The organism is Nonomuraea terrae, assembly GCF_004348995.1.
Taxonomy (GTDB): domain Bacteria; phylum Actinomycetota; class Actinomycetes; order Streptosporangiales; family Streptosporangiaceae; genus Nonomuraea; species Nonomuraea terrae.
In genome coordinates, this window is sequence record NZ_SMKQ01000058.1 from 1 (window position 1) to 18,434 (window position 18,434).

Genomic DNA, 18,434 nt, shown 5'->3' on the forward strand with positions numbered 1-18,434 from the left:
GTGGGGGAGGCGGCGGTGGGGGAGGCGTACGTCCCGCCGGTGAACGCAGGCGCACGGCGGACGCTGCGGCCACCACCAGGGCGGCGACGGCGTAGGCGGCCGTCCCCGCCGCGGGCTCGGCCCGGCCCAGGTAGGCGACGGCGCCCGCCACAGGGACGGCGAGCCATTCCCACCGGCCGTCGAGGGCGACGAGCGCGACGACCAGCAGGGCATACCAGGAGTAGCCGGGTGTGAAGACGAGGAACGCGATCCCGGCCACCGTGAGAGCGCCGTGCCAGGGCCGCTCGGCGTCGCCCCGGCACAGCACGGCCACGGCCGCGGCCGCGACGACGGCCAGGGCGGCCGGCATGGCCCACGAGTCCGGCAGGAACAGCCGCAGCACCGCGTAACGGTGACCTCCCGTGTCGTCGTAGCCCTCCTCCTTCACGTACCCGAAGAAGTACCCGAGGACGGACGCGCGGGAAGCCAGCACGTACGGCAGGTACGCGAGTGTCACGACGAGCACGGCGGAGCCCGCGACCGCCAGAGCGTCCGACGCCCGCCGCGGCCTGGCGAGCAGGCCGGACAGCGCGCCCGGCAGGGTCACGGCAGGCAGCAGCTTGACGGCGGTGGCCGCGCCGAGCAACGCGCCGCCGAGGACTCTGCGCCGGGCGACGATGGTCAGCGCGATGACGGTGAGCAGGACGCCGAGGACGTCCACGTGGGCGTTGTTGACCGCCTCGACCGGCACGGCCGGGCACCACGCCCACCAGGCGGCCCGCGCGGGAGCCACCCTCAGCAGCATGATGGTCGTCGCGAACGCCAGCACCGCGCCGCCGATCTGGAGCGGCTTGTGCCGTGACCCCTCGGGCGAGAGCCGGTGCACGGCCCAGAAGTACGCCTGCGCCAGCGGCGGGTAGATCGTGTGGACCGCGGGCCGGTTGATGCGCGTACACGACCGGACACCTGTGGGGGAGGGGAGCGGGTAACGGTCGCGGCCCCGGCAGGCGGCGCCTTCGGGGAAGAGCCAGCGGTCGCGCAACGGCGCCAGCGCGGGATCGGCCGGCGCGTGGTCGTAGGGCGACAGGCCCGCCGCCTGCACCCGGCCGTCCCAGGCGTACCGGAAGGAGTCGGTGCTGGTCGCGGGCGGCGCCAGCAGGCCCGTGGCGGCCACCGCGAACCCACCGGCGCCCACCATGAACAGCGCGGCACGTTTCGGTACGCGCCGCAGCCGCCACACCGCCACGGCGAACAGTGCCCAGCAGATCGCGTACGGCCCGAGCAGGCCGGTGGGGTCCGTCGAGAGCGAGCCCGCGCGCACCGTCAGGGCCAGTGCGCAGACCAGGGCAAGGAGGGGGACGGCCGCCCAGGCGGCGCCGATCACGCGGTTCGTCGCCGTCCGCCTCCGCGGCGGCCCGTCGCGGTCTTCCGTTCTGATGGGTCTGGTCCTCCGAGGATCGGCATGATGACGCGCCGGTCAGGCCAGCGGCGCGGTGGCGAACTCCTTCATCCCCTCGCCGAAACCGACGCGGGCGCGGAAGCCCAGCTCGACGGCAGCCCGTTCCGGCGAGGCCACGATGTGCCGCACGTCGCCCAGCCGATGCTCCCCGGTGACGACGGGCTCCGGCCCGCCGCGCTGCGCCGCCAGCTCGCGGGCCATCTGGCCGACGGTGTGCGGCTGCCCGCTGGCGATGTTGTAGGCGGTCAGCGTCCCCGGCCGGCCGCCGGTGAGCGCGGCCACGTTGGCGTCGGCGACGTCGCGGACGTGGACGAAGTCACGCCGCTGCGCGCCGTCCTCGAACACCCGCGGCGCGCGCCCTGCCTCCAGCGCGGACCGGAAGATCGCGGCGACGCCCGAGTACGGGGTGTCCCGCGGCATCCTCGGGCCGTACACGTTGTGATAGCGCAGGGCGACGGCCGTTCCGCCCGTCTCGCGGGCCCAGTTCGCGGCCAGGTGCTCCTGCGCCAGCTTGGTGGTGGCGTACGCGTTGCGCGGATCCGCCGCCGCGTCCTCGTCGATGGCGGCGGCCACCAGGTCCGCCCCGCATCGGGGACAGCGAGGTTCGAACCGTCCTCGCGCCATGTCCTCGGCCGAGCGGGGACCGGGCCGTACGCGGCCGTGCCGCGCGCAGTCGTAGGCCCCCTCACCGTAGATCACCATCGACGAGGCCAGCACCAGCCGGCCGACCCCGTGCTCCGCCATCGCGGCCAGCAGGACCGCCGTGCCGTACACGTTGACCGAGGCGTAGTCGGGCATGTCCGCCACGTTCACGCCGAGCCCGACCTTGGCCGCCTGGTGCACGACCACGTCGATGCCCGGCAGCACCCGGCCGAGGACGGCCGGGTCGCGTACGTCGTCGCCCGTCCGGAGATCGAGCGCGGTCACCCGGTGGCCACCCGCCTCCAGCGCCTCGGCCACGTGACCGCCGACGAACCCGGCCGCGCCGGTCACCAGCACGTCCATCCGCGAATCGGTCATCCGCGAATCGGTCATCGTGCCGCCCCGATCGCGTCGAGCGCGGCGGCGTAACGGGAACCCGGGATCAACGCCGCCACCTCGATGGCGTCGGCGATGGTGTCCACATCGGTCAGGCACGGCAGCAAGGCGACGCGCATCCCCATCTCCCTCAGTCTTCGCAGCTGGATCTCTCCGGTGGTGGGCTCCGACATCGGCACGCCCAGCAGCAGCGCACGGGCGGGGACGCGCAGGCCGAGCAGCCAGAAGCCGCCGTCGTTCGCGGGGCCGAACACCGCGTCGTGGCCGGTCAGCAGCGACAGCGCGTCGGCCAGCAGGCCGCGGGTGACCTGCGGCGTGTCCATGCCGATGAGCACGGTCGGCACGGGCAGCGAGCGGTGCGCGTCCTCGAAGGCCGCGGCCAGCCGTTCGTCCAGCCCCCGCCCGCGCTGCGGCAGCACGGTGAAGCCCGCGGGCAGCCACGCGCCGGGCGCGCCGTCCAGGGCGAGCACCCGGCGCGCGGCCGGGACCTGGGCGACCGTCCGCAGCGTGTCCTCGAGGGCCGCGCCGGCCAGGGCGGCGGCCTCACCCGGGGTGAGCGGCGGAACGAGCCGGGTCTTGACCCGTCCGGGGACGGGCTCCTTGGCGATCACGAGCAGCTGACCGTCGGCGCGGTCCTGCTCGGGCGGGCCGAACGCCGGGTTCACGGGGCCCGCCGGGCCATGACGCGCCGCATGTCGCCGATCGCCCGCAGCGTCCCGCGCAGCGTGCCGGTCACCTTGGACCTGCCCTTACGGGGCAGGTAGTCGACCTCGACCTCGCCGATGCGCCGGCCCGCCTCCGCCGCGCGCAGGACCATCTCCAGCGGGTAGCCGAAGCGCCGGTCGACCAGCCCGAGACCGATCAGTTCCAGCCGCCTGCCGGCCCGCATCGGCCCCAGATCGTGCAGCGGAGCACCGGTACGGCGCCGCAACGTCCTGGCCAGCACGGCGTTGCCGAGTCTGGCGTGCACCGGCCACGAGCCGCCCGGCCGCAGGACACGGCGGCCGAGCACGAGATCGGCCGCACCCGAGACGACGGGCCCGCACACGCGCGGCAGCTGCTCGGGGTCCAGCGACGCGTCGGCGTCCATGAAGCACACGACGTCCGAGGCGGCGGCCGTCAGGCCCGCATGGCAGGCGGCCCCGAACCCGCGGCGCGGCTCGCTCACGACCGTGGCGCCGAGCTCTGCCGCGATCTTGGCGGATCCGTCGGCCGACCCGTTGTCGACCACGATCGCGTGGAAGCCGCGCGGCATGCGCCCGAGCACCCATGGGAGCGCCTCCGCCTCGTTCAGGCAGGGCATCACCACGTCGATGTCCATGCCGCCGACGCTATGCGGCGCCTCGGCCGCGGCTCCCATGCGAAAAGCCGTCTTTCCGAGAAATGACCCCGGCACGGGAACTCGCTGAATTCGCGCCGGTGCCGGACGGACGCCCGAGCGGCTCGGCATGCTGGTCGAACACCGCGACGCCGTCCGCCGCCGGATCCGTGAGCTGACCCTGTCGCTCGCGGCGATCGAGTACAAGATCGCCACGTACGGGGGTTCGACGGGCCGGACGTTCGCGCCCTCGACCCCGCCACGCCCTGAACGCCTGTCACGGCCTCCGGTGCCGTCGGCGCGTGCTCAGGACGCGGCGAGCCGGTCCAGCAGTTCGCCGAGCAGGGCGCGCTCGCCGGGGGTGAGCCCCTCCGGGTCCTCGTCGACGAGTGCGCGCAGCGTCAGCGCCGCACTGGCCCGCGACGTCGCGGCGGCCGCTTGGTGCGACGCCGGCTGCTCCGCGCCCGGATGGAGAACGGCGGCCAGCGCCGCTTCGCGGACGCGGTCCGACAGCCCCATGTCCCTGTCGTCCTCGGGCCGGGTGATCAGACTGAGCGTGACCCCGATGTTCGCGGCCAGGATCTGCTCGGCCGCGTCGTCGGCCGGGACCTTCAGCGACCCTCGGCGGGCGGCCACGGTCAGGAGGTCGCGCAGCATGGCGTGCGCGGGTGCGGTGATGGCGCAGGGCTTGCCGGGCTCGATCCGGCCGTACAGCAGCGCGTAGAAGGCAGGGTGTTCCACCCCGAACCGCACATGCCGGTCCCAGCCCCGGCGAATGTCGTTCACGGGGTCGCCCGAGTCGCTCGGGGCGTGCCGCTGGACGTACTGGCTGAACCCGTGGTTGATCACTGCGTCGATCAGGCCCTGCTTGCTGCCGAAGTGGTGGTACAGCGTCGGCGCCTGAACCCCGGCGCGTTCGCAGACGGCGCGGGTCGAGAGGGTGCGGTCGCCGGAGCTCTGCAGGAGCTCGGCGGCGGCCAGGAGGAGTCGATCGCGTGCGTTGCCGGCCTGCCCTGGGTTACTCACCCCGCTATAGTACGCTTTATAGCGCTATAGAGTTGTATATAGCGTATGTAGCGACGTGTGGGGGAGATCGCGCCATGAAGACCTGGTACATCACCGGTGGCACGCCCGGCGGCTTCGGCATGGCCTACGCGAACGCCGCGCTGGAAGGCGGCGACCGCGTCGTGCTGACCACCCGCCGGCCCGGCGAGTTGCGCTACTGGGCCGCGCGCCACCGGGACAGGGCTCTCGTCCTGCCTCTCGACGTCACCGACCCGCGGCAGGTCCGGCAGACCGTGGCCGAGGCCGAGACGCGCTTCGGCGGCATCGACGTCCTGGTCAACAACGCCGGGCGCGGTTGGTACGGCTCGGTCGAGGGCATGGACGACGCCGCGCTGCGGAAGGTGTTCGAGCTGAACTTCTTCTCGGTCCTGGAGGTGACCCGTGCCGTGCTGCCCGGCATGCGCAGGCGCGGGAGCGGATGGATCGTCAACATGTCGTCGGTCGCCGGGCTGGTCGGCGTCCCCGGCTTCGGCTTCTACAGCGCGGCGAAATTCGCCCTGGAAGGGCTGACGGACGTGTTGCGTCAGGAAGTGGCGCCTTTCGGGATCAAGGTGCTCGCGGTGGAGCCGGGCGCCTTCCGTACCCGGGCCTACGCGGGCTTCGCCGGCCAGCCGATCGACGAGAGCGTGCCGGACTACTGGCCGATGCTCGCCGTCGTCCGCGACGGCATGATCGCCGAGAACGGCCAGCAGCCCGGCGATCCCGACCGCGGTGCCCGTGCCGTCATCGCCGCGATCGATCAGGACGATCCGCCCAAGCGGCTCGTCCTGGGGAGCGCGGGGTACGACCGCGTGCTGCACCGGCTGGAAGCCATGCTGGCCGAGCTCCGCGGCCAGGAGGCCGTCGCGCGCGGCACCGATTTCCCGGCGGCTTGACGTCCCCGGCAGATCACGGTCCCTGTCATTCGGTGGCGGTGTCGAGCACGGCCTTGAGGGCGGACTCGAGGATGTCCACGCCGGTGTGGAGGTCGTCCTCGGCGATCGTGAGAGGCGGGGCGATGCGGAAGATGCCCCCCATTCCGGGCAGCTGGACGATGTTCATGTGCAGGCCTCGTTCGAGGCAGGCCGCGGTGACCGCGGTGCCCAGCGCATCGGCGGCCGCCTTGCTCTTCTTGTCCTTCACGAGCTCCACACCTTGGAGCAGGCCACGGCCGCGGACGTCACCGACGACCTCGTAGCGGTCGCGCAGCGCCAGCAGCCGGTCGGCGAGCTGGCCGCCCAGCCGCGCGGCGCGTTCGACGAGCTTGTCCCGGTCGATGACGTCGAGGACCGTCAGCGCGACGGCGGCCGCCAGCGGGTCGGAGACGTGCGTGGTGTAGAAGAGGAACCCCCGCTCGTGGCAGACCTGCTCGATCTCTCCGGAGGTGACGACGGCCGCCACGGGCAACCCGGCTCCGAGGGTCTTCGACAACGTCAGGATGTCCGGGGTGACCCCGTCGCGGTCGAACGCGTACATCGTCCCGGTGCGGCCGAGCCCGGTCTGCGCCTCGTCGAGGATGAGCAGCATCCCGCGTTCCTCGCACATCTCCTTGAGGCGACGCAGATAGCCGGGCGGCAGGTCGATGATCCCGCCCGAGGACAGGATGGGCTCGGCGAGGCAGGCGGCGAGGCTTCCGGCGGACTGCTGGTCGACCAGGGCGAAGCCGTAGGCGAGCTCGGCCTCCCAGTCGTATGACCCGTCGGGGGACCGGAAGGGCGAGCGGTAGGCGTTCGGCGTGGGCAGAACGAGGTTCCCCGGGGCCGGCGGGCCGTAGCCGCGCCGCCCGGCCGAGAAGGTCGCGGAGGCCGCCCCCTGGGTCATGCCGTGCCACGAGCGGTCGAAGGAGACGATCTCGTAGCGGCCGGTGAAGAGCTTGGCCATCTTGATCGCGGCCTCGTTCGCCTCGGCCCCTGTGGTGAGCAGCAACATCTTGCTCAGCTCGGAGGGCAGGGTTGCGGTGAGCCTGTCGGCGAGCTCCAGCACCGGAGTGCTGAGCATGCCGCTGTAGAGGTGACCCAGCGACGCGACTGCGGACGAGACCGTGGCCACGATGTCCGGGTGCGCGTGGCCGAGGATGGCGCTCATCTGCCCGGAGGTGAAGTCGAGAATCGGTGCGCCCTGGCGATCGAAGACATGCGCACCGCAGGCGCGTTCGATGACCCGAGGGGTGAAGCCGGCTCCGTAGCGGATCAGGAGGCGGTCCGCCTCGTCCCAGAACGTCGTGTCCATCGCCAACCCTCTCTGGCCGAAATGTCGTGATGCCATCTTCGATCGGGCGCATGAGTCGTCACAAGCAAACACATGTGGCTCAATGTTCGGCATTGCCTTACGGTTGGCGTCATGCTGAACCCGCGACGTCTCGCGATCCTGCGCGCGGTCCTGGAGGCCGGGTCGATCAACAAGGCGGCCAGAAACCTCAGCTACGCGCCTGCGACGGTCAGCCAGCACATGACCGCCCTGGCGAGGGAGACCGGGCTGATCCTGTTCGAGAAGCAGGGGCGCGGCATCGTCCCCACCGACGCCGCACATCACCTGGCGGATCAGGCACAGTCGCTCCTCGCCGACTTCGGACGCCTCGAACGCGTCGTCGCGGACCTGCGGGGCGGTCAGGCGCAGCACCTGGCGATCGCCTGCTTCGCCTCCGCGGCCGAACGGTGGATCCCGGACGTCGTGCGGGCCGTCCGCCGGCACCAGCCGAACCTCACCGTCGAGATCAGCCTCAACGAGCCCGTCGACGGGCGCGGCCGCCGGCGACCGGACCTCGACATCCGGACGGAGCCCGCGGACGGAGCCGAGGTGCACCTCGACGGCTACCGGCGTCACGAGCTCACCGTCGAGCGACTCGTCGCCGTGCTCCCCGGTACGCACCCGCTCGCCGATGCTCCCGAACTCGCTCTGCGCGACCTCGAAGGCGAACCCTGGGTAGATCACGACATCTACGACAGCCCGATCGGGCAGATCATCCAGAGCGCGTGCAGGGCCGCCGGATTCACGCCGCGCTATGCGGCCCGCCTGGACGACCATCGGGCGGCGCTGCGGCTGGTGGCGTCGGGCATCGGGGTCACCGTCCTGCCGCGCCTGGCCGTCGCGGAGCTGCCCGGCGGACTCGTCGCCAGACCCGTGGTCCGCCCCGCGGTCCTGCGGCGCATCGTCGTCCACGCCCGCCGGGATCGTCGCCGCGGCGACCTCGTCGCCCACGCGGTGGCGCGACTGCGCGACAGCGCTGCCCGACCGGATTGACAGCAGGGGGTGAGATGCCCGGATATGCCAATTGTCACGCCAAGCGGCCTTCAGGATCCGGCCATGAACGCGGTCGTCCGGCCCTCGAGTGCCTATCGTGGGCGATATGACCGGTTTGGGAGGTTGGTGGTCCAGGTCATCGCGGAGCGGAGCCTGCTGAGCCGTGCCCAGCGATGACCGGACCGCCCGACAGTGCGCCTCAGCACTGGACGAGGTGCTCGGCGAGGCCGTTCGCGCGACGGGTGCGCACATCAGCGTGCTCTACCTCATGGCGGACAGGGGTGAACTCCTGCTCATGGACGCGGAGATCGGCCTGCCCGCCCAGATCGCCAGGCCGTGGACCAGGGTCAGGCTGAACGCCGCAGCCCCGGCGACGGTCGCCGTCCAACAGCGCCGCCTCGTATGGGTTCCCGACCACGAAGAGATGGCCCGCCGCTATCCCTCGACCGCCCTGGCCCTGCCGTACCGCTTCGCCGTGGCCTCGGCCCCGATCGAGAGCAGGGACCACGTATGGGGTTGCTGGTCGCTGCTCTGGCCGCAATCGCGGCCCCGTGAGCTCACCCCCCACGAGTTGGAGGTCATCACCCTGAGCTCCAAGAAACTGGCCGGCCTGCTGGAGCAGGCGGCCGAGAGCGGACATCCCGTGCGGCCCGCCGGCAGGCCCCGCGTCATCCCTCCCGTGCGGAGACGGGAGCCGGACCCCGGAACCGCGAGCGCCGCCTCCGACTACGTCGACCGTCTGCGCGAGGGGTGCGTCACGCTCGACCTGGAAGGCCGCATCACGTTCGTCAACCCCATGGCGGCCGAACTCCTCGGCGGCGACGTGACCGAACTGCTGGGAAAGCTCCTGTGGGAGGTGACGGCCTGGCTCCAGGAGCCCCTGTTCGAGGACCGCTGCAGGGCCGCGGTGGTCAGCCAGGAGGTCACCTCGTGCGTGGCGCACCGGCCGGACGGCCGCCGCCTGGAATTCCAGCTCTTCCCGGATCCGACCGGCATCAGCCTGCGCCTGACCCTCGCCCCGCCGGACGAGGCGGCACCGCCGCATCCGCCGGTGTTCGGCGCCCGCGACCTGTCGAGAGAAGATGTCTTCTATAACTTCGTCCCGTTCGCGGCGGCGCTGACCCGGGCGCTCAAGGTGCAGGAGATCATCGATCTGTTCGCCGACCACATCATGCCCGTCGTCAAGGTCCAGGCGATGGCGGTGGTGATAGCCGAGGGCGGCAAGCTGAAGATCGTCGGCTCGTGCGGGTACGACCGCGAGGTGCTGGACCGGTTCGACGGCGTGCCGCTGGCCCTGCCCACACCGGCCGAACGCGTCATGCGCACCGGCGAGCCCGCGTTCTTCTCCAGCCCGGACGAGCTCCGGCAGCTGTACCCGTACGCCGCGCAGCATGACCGGATGTCGTCGTGGGCGTTCCTGCCCATCGGCGGCTCGGACGGCACGGCCGGCGCCTGCGTGCTCGCCTTCGACGAGCCCCGCTCGTTCACCGGCGAGGATCGTGCCGGCCTCACCACGTTGACCGAGCTGATCTCCCAGGCCCTGGATCGCGCCCTGCTCTACGACGCCAAGGAGCGACTGGCCCACGGTCTCCAGGAGACGCTGCTGCCGCGAAGGCTGCCCGAGATACCCCGCCTGGCGGCGGCGGCCCGGTACCTGCCCGCCACCCACGGCGTGGACATCGGCGGCGACTTCTACGACCTCATCCGCCTGGACGACACGGCCATGGCGGTCATCGGCGACGTCCAGGGGCACAACATCACCGCCGCCGCGCTCATGGGTCAGGTGCGCACCGCCGTCCGCACCCACGCCGCCGCCGGCGTCGGCCCCGGCGAGGCGCTCACGTACACCAACCGGCTGCTCATCGAGACGGAGACCGAGCTGTTCACCAGCTGCCTGCTCGTCCACGTCGACCTGCGGCTGCGCACGCTCCGCGCGGCGAGCGCCGGCCACCCGCCGCCGCTGCTGCGCCCGCCGAACGCGCCGGGAGAGGTCATCGACGTGCCGGTCGGACCGCCCCTGGGCGTGGACGAAGGCGCCTGTTACCCCACCCTCGTAGTGCCGTTCCCGCCCGGCGCCCTGCTGGCGCTGTACACCGACGGGCTCGTCGAGACGCCCCGCGGCGACCTCGACCAGGCCATCGGCGCACTCGCCGGCCTGCTGACCGGTGCGGCCGGCCGGCCGCCGCAGGAGCTCGCCGACATCCTGCTCAACCACGCGCCGCACACCGCACAGCGCGCCGACGACATCGCCCTGCTGGTCCTCGAACACTTGGTGTGACGCCGGCCGGTTCGTGGGCTCAGTGTTCGTGGGCTCAGGGTTTGCGGGCCACGCCGCAGACCGCGCTGATCACGGCGGCCGGTTCGTCCCAGCGGTCGGGGTCGGGATGCCACTCCGGGGTCGGCACCACGCCGGGCTCCACGACTTCCAGACCGGTGAAGAAATCGGCGATCTGCTCGGGGCTGCGGAGCTGGTAGGTGTTGGCGGCGTTCTGGTTGTAGGCGGTGACAGCCTCGATCAGGGCGGGGTTGGTGTTCGTCCCGTCGCTCAGCACCAGGTAGCTTCCGGACGGGAGAGGACGCATGAGCCGTTCGACGATGCCGCGTGGGTCGTCGTCGTCCGCCACCTGCCCGGCGATGCTGAGCATCATGACCGCTATCGGCCGGGTGAAGTCCAGCGTCCTCGCGGCCTCCTCCAGGATGAGGTCCGGCCGGCGGACATCCGAGTCGACGTAGTCCGTGGCGCCCTCGGGGGTGCTGGTGAGCAGGGCTCGGGCGTGCGCCAGCACGATGGGGTCGTGGTCGACGTACACGACGCGCGTTTCGGGCGCGATGCCCTGGGCGACCTCGTGCGTGTTGTTCGCCGTGGGCAGGCCGGTGCCGATGTCCAGGAACTGCCGGATCCCGGCTTCCTGAACGAGATGGCGGACGGAGCGGATGAGGAATTCGCGTTGCAGCCGCGCGACCATCGCGAAGTCGGGGAACAGCCGCAGCAAGGTCTCGCCGGCCTCACGGTCCACCGGGAAGTGGTCCTTGCCTCCGAGAAGGAAGTCCCATACCCGGGCGGAGTGCGGCACGGTGGTGTCTACACGGGCCCAGGCGGACGCCTCGGCATCGCTGTCACGCATGGTGGAAGACCATCCCATATCAAGATCGAATACTTGTTTCGACACTATCGCACCATTGTGCCGTCCATCACGGCCTTGATCGATTTCCCAGGCGCCGGCACTCAGGACGGCGCGACCATCGGGGTGCCGGCGACCGGGTCGGGGACCACGACGCAGCTGAGGCCGAAGACCTTCTCGACCAGCTCCGCGGTGATCACCGCGCTCGGCGCGCCCTCGGCGACGATGGCGCCGTCGGCCATCGCGACGACGTGGTCGCAGAAGCGGCTGGCGAGGTTGAGGTCGTGCAACACGAGCACGATCGTCTTCCCGGACTCCGCGTTCAGCCGTCGCAGCAGGCGCAGGAGCTCCACCTGGTGGTTGATGTCCAGGTAGGTCGTGGGCTCGTCGAGCAGCAGCAGGTCGGTGTCCTGGGCGAGCGCCATCGCCACCCAGACGCGCTGCCGCTGCCCGCCGGACAGGTGCCGCAGCGGCCGGTTCACCAGGTCCGCGGTGCCGGTGGCGTCGAGGGCACGCGCGACGGCGTCGTCGTCGTGTCCGGTCCACCGGCGGAACCAGCCCTGGTGGGGGTAGCGGCCGCGGCCGACCAGGTCGGCGACGGTGATGCCGTCGGGCGCGACGGGGGTCTGCGGCAGCAGGCCGAGCACCTTGGCCACCTCGTGGGTGCTCAGCTCGGTCATCGCCTTCCCGTCGAGGTACACGGCGCCGTGGCGCGGCTTGAGCAGCCGGGCCAGGCCGCGCAGCAGCGTGGACTTGCCGCACGCGTTCGCTCCCACGATCGCGGTGACCTTCCCGGCCGGGATCTCGACGTCGAGGCCGGTCACGATCGCCCGATCGTCGTAGCCGAGGGTCAGGTCGTCGGCGCGCAGTCGGGTCATCCGCCGTCTCCTTGCCGGTTCGTGGTGGCCAGCAGCCACAGCAGGTAGGGCGCGCCGACCGCGCCGGTCACCACGCCGGTGGGCAGCGGCGCCGGCAGCAGGTGGACGGCGACGAGATCGGCGGTGAGCAGCAGCACCGCGCCGGCCAGCGCCGCCGGCACGATTCCGCCCGTGGCGGGCCCGAGCAGCCGGTTGGCGATCGGCCCGGCGACGAGCGCGACGAAGACGATCGGGCCGGCCACGGCGACGGCCAGGGCCACCAGCGCGACCGCGGTGGCGAGCAGGCCGGCGCGGCTGAGCTCGGTCCGGAGGCCCAGCGCCCGAGCGGTGTCGTCGCCGAGTTCGAGCGCGCGCAACTGGCGCCGCAACACGAGCGCGACGGGCAGGAGGAACACCAGAGCGCCGAGGAGGAGCCGCAGCTCGCCGGCGCCGGCCTGGCCGACGGAGCCGGTCAGCCAGTGCACAGCCTGCCTGGCCTCGGACAGCCGCGCCCTGGTCAGCAGGTAGCCGATGAGGCCGTCGAAGAAGAGCGCGACGCCGATGCCGATGAGGATGAACCGGTAGCCGGCGACCCCGTCGCGCCAGGCGAGCACGTACATCAGCAGGGCGGCGACCACGGCCCCGCAGAGGGCGAGCCCGCTGACGACCGGCCCGCCGGCCTGCAACAGCACGATCCCGGTGACCGCCGCGAACCCCGCGCCGGAGGTGATGCCGACGAAGTCGGGGGACGCCAGGGGGTTGCCCAGCAGCTGCTGGAAGATCGTCCCGGCGGCGCCGAGGGCGAGACCGACCGCCAGCGCGGACGCCGCGGTGGGCAGCCGCAGCTCCCGGACGACGAAGTCGACGCTGGGGTCGTCGCGCAGGTGCAGCACCGAGGCGACGACCTCCGCCGCCCCGAGCCGGAAGCTGCCCACCATCATGGTGAGCACGAACAGCGCACCGGCGGCGGCGCCGAGGGCGCTCGTCACCACGAGCGCGCGTACGGCCCGGCGACGCCGGCTGATCCGGACCGTGCCGGCGGTGGCGGGTGTGGTCGCCGTCATGCTCACGCCTCCGACAGCCGGCCGTAGCGGACGATGCCGACGAAGGCCGGCGCCCCGAGCACGCCGAGGACCACGCCGACCTGCAGCTCGTCGGGGGCGGCCACCACCCGGCCCAGCACGTCGGCCAGCAGCAGCACGATGGGGGCCAGCAGCATGGAGTACGGCAGGATCCAGCGATGGTCGGGGCCGCAGACGAACCGCGCGACGTGCGGGACGACCAGCCCGACGAAGACGATCGGCCCGCAGGCGGCCGTGGCCGCACCGGCGAGTTACCCCTCGGCCAGGTCGACGATCGACTCGCCCTGCGCGACTCCCACGACCGGCGCGAGCTCGGCGAGCTTCTTGCTCTTCTCGTCGACGCCCTCCTCCAGGCCGCTGTGCGCCTTCTCCGCCGGCCACCAGTCGCCGACGATCAGGTCGGGACGCAGGGCCGCGGCCTTCTCCACGTCGATCTTCCCCCACTCCTGGCCCAGGATCTCGATGCCGGTGAGGTCGAGATCCTTCAGGTTCGGGTCGGTCTTGACCGACTCGTCGGCGTAGACGCCGACCGGCTTGATGCCGAACGACATCAACGCGGCGGCCTCGCCCGCGTGCGCGATGATGCGCGTCGGGGTCCTGGCCGCCGTGACGACCTTGCCGGAGCCGTCGGTGAACGACCATGAGCTGGTGGACGCCGCGTCGGTGGTGTTCGCGGCGCCGCAGGCGGTGAGCGCGACGCTCAGGGCGGTGAGCAGCAGGAGCGGAGGCCGTGCGCGCATGGCGGAGTTTCCGTTCTCGTACGAGGTGAACCCCAGGGATGAGTTAGGTAAGGCTAACCATACTTACGCTTCTTTTGCCAGCCGTGGATCTGAGGACGCGGATCTTGTAAGGTTAGCCTTTCCTTATTTGGCGGAAGGGGCGATGCCTCGGTGGAGGAACCGCTGATCACGTCGTACGAGAGCACGGAGCGGTGACGCCCATGACCGGCCGCCGGATCATGACGCGCGCGGTGGCGCGCAACCGCCGGCGGCTGAGCGCGGGCATCGGCCTGACCAGCCTGCACCAGGTGTGCGAGTCGCTGGTGCCGATCCTCATCGGGGTGATCGTCGACCAGGCGATCGGCCCGGGTGACGCCGGCGCCCTGGTGGTGTGGCTGGCGGCCCTCGCCGCGTTGTTCACCGCGCTGACCCTGGCGTACCGCTTCGGCGCGCGACAGCTGATGCTCGCGATCGCCGACGAGGCCCACCTGCTGCGCGCCGAGGTGGCCGCCAAGATCATGCACCCGCGCGGCATCAGGACCGACCGGCGGGCGGGTGATCTGCTCACCGTGGCCACGACCGACACCGACAACACCTCCTACCTGCTGGACTACGTGCCGCGCATCGCGGGCGCGGTGACCGCGACCGCGGTGAGCGCGGTCGCGCTGCTCGTGATCGACGTGCGCCTGGGGCTGGCCGTGCTCGCCGGGACGCCGCTGGTGCTCCTCGCGCTGCAGGTCGCCGCGCCCGTCATCACCAGGCGGGTGACCGAGCAGCAGAACCTCGCAGGAGAGGCCACGTCCCTGGCGGCCGACCTGGTCGGCGGGGTGCGCCCGCTGCGCGGCATCGGCGCGGAGCACGCCGCCGCCGCGCGGTACGACGAGGTCAGCAGGCGCTCCCTGCGCGCCGCACTGCGCGCGGCCCGCACCCAGGGCTGGTACCTGTCCGCCTCCACGGCCGGCGGCGCGCTGCTGGCGGGCGGCGTCGCGATCCTGGCCGGATGGTTCGCGCTGAACGGGCGGATCACGGTCGGCGAGCTCATCACCGTCATCGGTCTCGCGCAGTTCCTGATGGAGCCCGTCGGGCTGCTCACCCTCATGCCCAGCCGGCTCGCCGAGGCCAGGGCGTCGGCCTGCCGGGTGGGCGCGGTCCTGGACGCCCCGGCGCTGCTCCCCGAGGGCGCGGAGACGCTCGACGGTACCCGCCCCGAGCTGGAGCTGCGCGCGCTCAGGTACGGCACGCTCGACGGCGTGGACCTGCGCGTGCGCCCCGGCGAGTTCGTCGGGGTGGTGGCGCACCGGCCCGCCGACGGGGAGGCGCTCGTCACGATACTCTCCGGGCGGGTGGCGCCGGAGGAGTACGAAGGCGAGGTCCTGCTCGGCGGCGCGCTCCTCCCGCGTCTCGACCCGGCGGACGCCCGCCGGACGATGCTGGTGGAACCACACCTCACAGACCTCTTCACCGGAACGATCGAGGAGAACGTCACCGCCGGCGGGCCGCTGGACGCGCAGGCGCTGGCCGCCTCGGCGGCCGACCAGGTCGTCCGCGCCCATCCCGGCGGCCTCGCGCACGTCGTCGCGGAGCGGGGCGCCGGCCTGTCCGGCGGGCAGCGGCAACGCCTGGCGCTGGCCCGTGCGCTGACGGCGCGTCCGCCGATCCTCGTGATGCGGGACCCCACCACCGCCGTGGACGCGATGACCGAGCATGAGATCGCCCGCGGGCTGCGGGCCCTGCGCCATCCCGGTCCCGGTGCGTTCACCACCGTGATCGTGACGAGCAGCCCCTCCTTGCTCGCCCTGACGGATCGGGTCGTGGTCCTCGACGGCGGCCGGGTCGCCGCCGAGGGCACCCACGCCGAGCTGGCCGTCACCGATGACGACTACAACCGGATGGTGCTGCGGTGACCGGACCCGATCAGCCGTCGGCCGGGCAGGACCGGCTCCCCGTCGCCGGCGGACGCCGGACCTGGGCCTGGCTGCGCCGCCGGTTGGGCGCTCAATGGACGGGCGTCACGTGGGCCGCGCTGGTGGGGGTGCTGGGCGCCGCCGCGTCCGTGGTTCCGGCCTACGCCCTGGGCACGCTCGTGGACCGCGTCAGGGAGCACGCGCCCGCCTCGGCGCTCGTCGCCATCGCGGCCGTGATCGTGGTCGCGGCCGTCGCCGGAGGAGTGGCCACGGGCGCGGGCACGTACCTGATCGGCCGGGTGTGCGGGCATGTGCTCGCCGACCTCAGGGAGCGCACCGTGGCCCGCGCGCTCTCCCTGCCGGTCACGACGCTGGAACGGGTCGGCAAGGGAGACCTGCTGGCCCGGGTGAGCACCGACGTCGCGTCGATCGGCAAGGCCGCGACCAGCGTCGTCCCCTCGCTGATCTCCGCCTTTCTGCTGGTCGTGCTGAGCCTCGCCGCGATGGCCGGGCTCGACTGGCGGCTCGGGCTGGCCGGAGCGGTCGCGATCCCGCTCTACGTCGCGGCGCTGCGGTGGTACCTGCCACGCTCCGCACCGAAGTACGCCGGCGAACGCCGTGCCGTCGGCGACAACGCGCGATTGCTGGCGGAGAGCATGCAAGGCGTCCGGACGGTGCACGCCTACCGGCTGGAACAACGCCGCCTGCACGACATCCATCAGGCGTCGCACCAGGTGCGCGACATCGCCGTGTCGGTCTTCACGTTGTTCACCCGCTTCGTCGGCCGCGTCAACCGCGCGGAGTTCTTCGGGCTGGCCGCGATCCTCGTGGCCGGCTTCCTCCTCGTGCGCGACGGGTCCGTCACCGTCGGCCAGAGCGCCGCCGCCGCGGTCCTGTTCCACCGCCTGTTCAACCCCATCGGCATGCTGCTGTTCACCTTCGACGAGGTGCAGGCCGCCGGGGCGAGCCTGGCCAGGCTCGTCGGCGTGATCGACCTCGCGCCCGCCGCGGCTCCGGCCGACGGCGGGGACCCGGGGGAGCCGGCGGACACCTCCATCCGGCTGTCCGGCGTGCACTTCCGCTACGACGGCGGGCCGGAGGTGCTGCACGGCGTCTCCATCGACGTGGCCGCGGGCGCCCGGGTCGCACTGGTCGGCTCGACGGGCGCGGGCAAGTCCACGCTCGCGGCCATCGCGGCGGGCATCCTGCGGCCCGGCGGCGGCACCGTGCGCGTCGGCGGCGTGGCGCTCCCGCCCGACCGCCTGCGCGCGCGGGTGGCCATCGTCACCCAGGAGATCCACGTCTTCGCCGGCCCGCTGATCGAGGACCTGCGGCTGGCGCGGCCGGGAGCCTCGCGGGAGGAGGTCCGCTCCGCGCTGGCCGTCGTCGGCGCGCTGGAGTGGGCGAAGGCCCTCCCCGACGGCCTCGACACGGTGGTCGGCGAGGGCGGCCACGAGCTGACCACGGTCCAGGCCCAGCAGCTCGCCCTGGCCCGCCTGGTCCTCGTGAACCCCCCGATCGCCGTCCTGGACGAAGCCACCGCTGAGGCGGGCAGCCTGGGCGCCCGCACGCTGGAGGAGGCCGCGGCCGCGGCGACGCGCGGACGGACCACCCTGATCGTCGCCCACCGCCTGACCCAGGCCGCGACCGCCGACCGGGTGGTCGTCCTGGAGCACGGCCGGATCGTGGAGGAGGGCACGCATCAGGATCTGCTCGCCGCGGGCGGCCGGTACGTCGAGCTCTGGCGCGCCTGGGAGGCGCACACCCCCACGTCCTCGTCACGCCAGGCGCCTCAGCGCGCGAACCTCGTACGCACGCCGGAGAGCTCGAAGTCATAGACCGTGTTGTTGACCTGGAGCCCGTCGACCGCGCCGACGAACGGGTTGTCCCTGCCCTTCGAGAACCCCAGGCTGAGGCTGACCACCGCATTGGGCAGCCGGGTCTTGAGGTCGGCGAACGAGCACGGCGTGGCCTGGGTGCAGCCGATGGCGGTCCCGGTGGCGCCTGTGGCGTACCACCTGCTTCCGGTCGCGGACGCGTCGTACCGCTGCCAGACGTTGGGGAGGCGGGTCGCCGGAGCGGACGGGCCGGTGGAGGTGTCGGGCAGGTAGACGAGGCTCGTGTAGTCGGTGGTGCCGACGTTGGGATCGGCCTCGATGGTGATGTTCGGCAGGCTGACCCCGGTCAGGGAGTCGACACCCGCGAACACCCAGTACCCCAGCGTGCGGATGGTGGAGAGCCGATCGTTCGCGAAGATCGTCTCGTTGCCGAACGCGATCTTGTCGTTGCCGCTGCCGACGATGATGCCGAGGCTGCCCTGGCCGTAGGGCGGCGCCTGGGTGGCCGCGAACGCGGTGCCGGTGCGCCCGTAAGGACCCTCGCGAAGGACCGCGTTCGGCCCGCCCAGGGTGTTGCGCCCGATGACGCCCCACCGCCCGCTGGGCAGGAGTGCCGCCGCGGCCGCCTGGGCCTCCGCGGGGGCGGAATCGGCCCCTGCCGGTTGTGCGTCGCGGCCGTACGCCGACTGAGGCGCGGCCATCAGCGTGGCCGTGCCGATGAGGATGAGGCCGGACAACATTTTCGATTTATTCACTAATCGCCCCGTAGAAGAATTTTCCACTAATAGCTTGCATATCGGACATATGATTTTCCGTCCGATGGAGATCGCGGCC

16 protein-coding genes and 1 pseudogene are annotated in these 18,434 nt (G+C 72.4%); 5 read left to right on the plus strand and 12 right to left on the minus strand.

What is annotated here, in order from left to right:
* From E1286_RS20105 to E1286_RS20130, 5 genes are all read right to left on the minus strand, one after another.
* The coding region (locus E1286_RS20105) for a glycosyltransferase 87 family protein (protein WP_132614736.1) at window positions 1-1,363 on the minus strand (1,363 nt) is incomplete at its 3' end.
* 93 nt (window positions 1,364-1,456) lie between these two features.
* Window positions 1,457-2,443 (minus strand): NAD-dependent epimerase/dehydratase family protein, encoded by a 987-nt coding sequence (locus E1286_RS20110; protein WP_132614800.1) that lies wholly within the window; start codon window positions 2,441-2,443, stop codon window positions 1,457-1,459.
* 26 nt (window positions 2,444-2,469) lie between these two features.
* On the minus strand, window positions 2,470-3,141 hold the full coding sequence (locus E1286_RS20115) for a TIGR04282 family arsenosugar biosynthesis glycosyltransferase (RefSeq protein ID WP_132614738.1): 672 nt from the start codon (window positions 3,139-3,141) through the stop codon (window positions 2,470-2,472).
* Window positions 3,138-3,797, minus strand: coding sequence for a glycosyltransferase family 2 protein (locus tag E1286_RS20120; protein ID WP_132614740.1), 660 nt, complete (start codon window positions 3,795-3,797; stop codon window positions 3,138-3,140). The genes E1286_RS20115 and E1286_RS20120 overlap by 4 nt, the downstream gene beginning before the upstream one ends.
* Window positions 3,798-4,100: 303 nt before the next feature.
* The gene (locus tag E1286_RS20130) at window positions 4,101-4,820 is read right to left on the minus strand and encodes a TetR/AcrR family transcriptional regulator (protein ID WP_132614742.1); all 720 of its coding nucleotides are present in this window, start codon (window positions 4,818-4,820) and stop codon (window positions 4,101-4,103) included.
* Between the two features lie 74 nt (window positions 4,821-4,894).
* Between E1286_RS20130 and E1286_RS20135 the strand changes: the two genes are divergently transcribed.
* Window positions 4,895-5,734, plus strand: coding sequence for an SDR family NAD(P)-dependent oxidoreductase (locus E1286_RS20135; RefSeq protein WP_132614744.1), 840 nt, complete (start codon window positions 4,895-4,897; stop codon window positions 5,732-5,734).
* Window positions 5,735-5,759: 25 nt separating this feature from the next.
* On the opposite strand, the gene E1286_RS20140 is transcribed toward E1286_RS20135, so the two are convergent.
* On the minus strand, window positions 5,760-7,067 hold the full coding sequence (locus tag E1286_RS20140; RefSeq protein ID WP_132614746.1) for an aspartate aminotransferase family protein: 1,308 nt from the start codon (window positions 7,065-7,067) through the stop codon (window positions 5,760-5,762).
* 111 nt (window positions 7,068-7,178) lie between these two features.
* On the opposite strand from E1286_RS20140, the gene E1286_RS20145 reads away from it, so the two are divergent.
* On the plus strand, window positions 7,179-8,078 hold the full coding sequence (locus E1286_RS20145; protein ID WP_132614748.1) for a LysR family transcriptional regulator: 900 nt from the start codon (window positions 7,179-7,181) through the stop codon (window positions 8,076-8,078).
* A 163-nt stretch (window positions 8,079-8,241) separates the two neighbouring features.
* The gene (locus tag E1286_RS20150) at window positions 8,242-10,356 is read left to right on the plus strand and encodes a SpoIIE family protein phosphatase (protein WP_223190144.1); all 2,115 of its coding nucleotides are present in this window, start codon (window positions 8,242-8,244) and stop codon (window positions 10,354-10,356) included.
* Between the two features lie 34 nt (window positions 10,357-10,390).
* On the opposite strand, the gene E1286_RS20155 is transcribed toward E1286_RS20150, so the two are convergent.
* From E1286_RS20155 to E1286_RS20175, 5 genes and pseudogenes are all read right to left on the minus strand, one after another.
* Window positions 10,391-11,203, minus strand: coding sequence for an SAM-dependent methyltransferase (locus E1286_RS20155; protein ID WP_132614750.1), 813 nt, complete (start codon window positions 11,201-11,203; stop codon window positions 10,391-10,393).
* A 101-nt stretch (window positions 11,204-11,304) separates the two neighbouring features.
* The gene (locus E1286_RS20160) at window positions 11,305-12,078 is read right to left on the minus strand and encodes an ABC transporter ATP-binding protein (protein ID WP_132614752.1); all 774 of its coding nucleotides are present in this window, start codon (window positions 12,076-12,078) and stop codon (window positions 11,305-11,307) included.
* Entirely contained in the window at window positions 12,075-13,121 is a 1,047-nt protein-coding gene (locus tag E1286_RS20165) for a FecCD family ABC transporter permease (protein ID WP_132614754.1), read from the minus strand. The genes E1286_RS20160 and E1286_RS20165 overlap by 4 nt, the downstream gene beginning before the upstream one ends.
* A gap of 2 nt (window positions 13,122-13,123) precedes the next feature.
* Window positions 13,124-13,378: pseudogene (locus E1286_RS20170) on the minus strand (iron chelate uptake ABC transporter family permease subunit); the annotation flags it as partial.
* Window positions 13,379-13,390: 12 nt separating this feature from the next.
* The gene (locus tag E1286_RS20175) at window positions 13,391-13,879 is read right to left on the minus strand and encodes a TroA family protein (RefSeq protein WP_132614756.1); all 489 of its coding nucleotides are present in this window, start codon (window positions 13,877-13,879) and stop codon (window positions 13,391-13,393) included.
* A 200-nt stretch (window positions 13,880-14,079) separates the two neighbouring features.
* On the opposite strand from E1286_RS20175, the gene E1286_RS20180 reads away from it, so the two are divergent.
* Both E1286_RS20180 and E1286_RS20185 read left to right on the plus strand, forming a co-directional pair.
* Window positions 14,080-15,762 (plus strand): ABC transporter ATP-binding protein, encoded by a 1,683-nt coding sequence (locus E1286_RS20180; RefSeq protein ID WP_132614758.1) that lies wholly within the window; start codon window positions 14,080-14,082, stop codon window positions 15,760-15,762.
* A complete protein-coding gene (locus E1286_RS20185; RefSeq protein ID WP_132614760.1) occupies window positions 15,759-17,600 on the plus strand; it encodes an ABC transporter ATP-binding protein in 1,842 nt (613 codons plus the stop codon). The genes E1286_RS20180 and E1286_RS20185 overlap by 4 nt, the downstream gene beginning before the upstream one ends.
* Here the strand turns inward: E1286_RS20185 and E1286_RS20190 are convergent.
* Window positions 17,555-18,355, minus strand: a complete 801-nt coding sequence (locus E1286_RS20190; protein ID WP_132614762.1) for a hypothetical protein — start codon at window positions 18,353-18,355, stop codon at window positions 17,555-17,557. The genes E1286_RS20185 and E1286_RS20190 overlap by 46 nt on opposite strands.
* Window positions 18,356-18,434 lie beyond the last annotated feature (79 nt).

Coding starts and splice junctions, on each gene's coding strand:
- E1286_RS20110 (WP_132614800.1), bottom strand. CDS start 2,443: ATGGACGTGCTGGTGACCGGCGCGGCCGGGTTCGTCGGCGGTCACGTG.
- E1286_RS20120 (WP_132614740.1), bottom strand. CDS start 3,797: ATGGACATCGACGTGGTGATGCCCTGCCTGAACGAGGCGGAGGCGCTC.
- E1286_RS20135 (WP_132614744.1), top strand. CDS start 4,895: ATGAAGACCTGGTACATCACCGGTGGCACGCCCGGCGGCTTCGGCATG.
- E1286_RS20140 (WP_132614746.1), bottom strand. CDS start 7,067: ATGGACACGACGTTCTGGGACGAGGCGGACCGCCTCCTGATCCGCTAC.
- E1286_RS20145 (WP_132614748.1), top strand. CDS start 7,179: ATGCTGAACCCGCGACGTCTCGCGATCCTGCGCGCGGTCCTGGAGGCC.
- E1286_RS20155 (WP_132614750.1), bottom strand. CDS start 11,203: ATGCGTGACAGCGATGCCGAGGCGTCCGCCTGGGCCCGTGTAGACACC.
- E1286_RS20160 (WP_132614752.1), bottom strand. CDS start 12,078: ATGACCCGACTGCGCGCCGACGACCTGACCCTCGGCTACGACGATCGG.
- E1286_RS20165 (WP_132614754.1), bottom strand. CDS start 13,121: ATGACGGCGACCACACCCGCCACCGCCGGCACGGTCCGGATCAGCCGG.
- E1286_RS20175 (WP_132614756.1), bottom strand. CDS start 13,879: ATGCGCGCACGGCCTCCGCTCCTGCTGCTCACCGCCCTGAGCGTCGCG.
- E1286_RS20180 (WP_132614758.1), top strand. CDS start 14,080: ATGACCGGCCGCCGGATCATGACGCGCGCGGTGGCGCGCAACCGCCGG.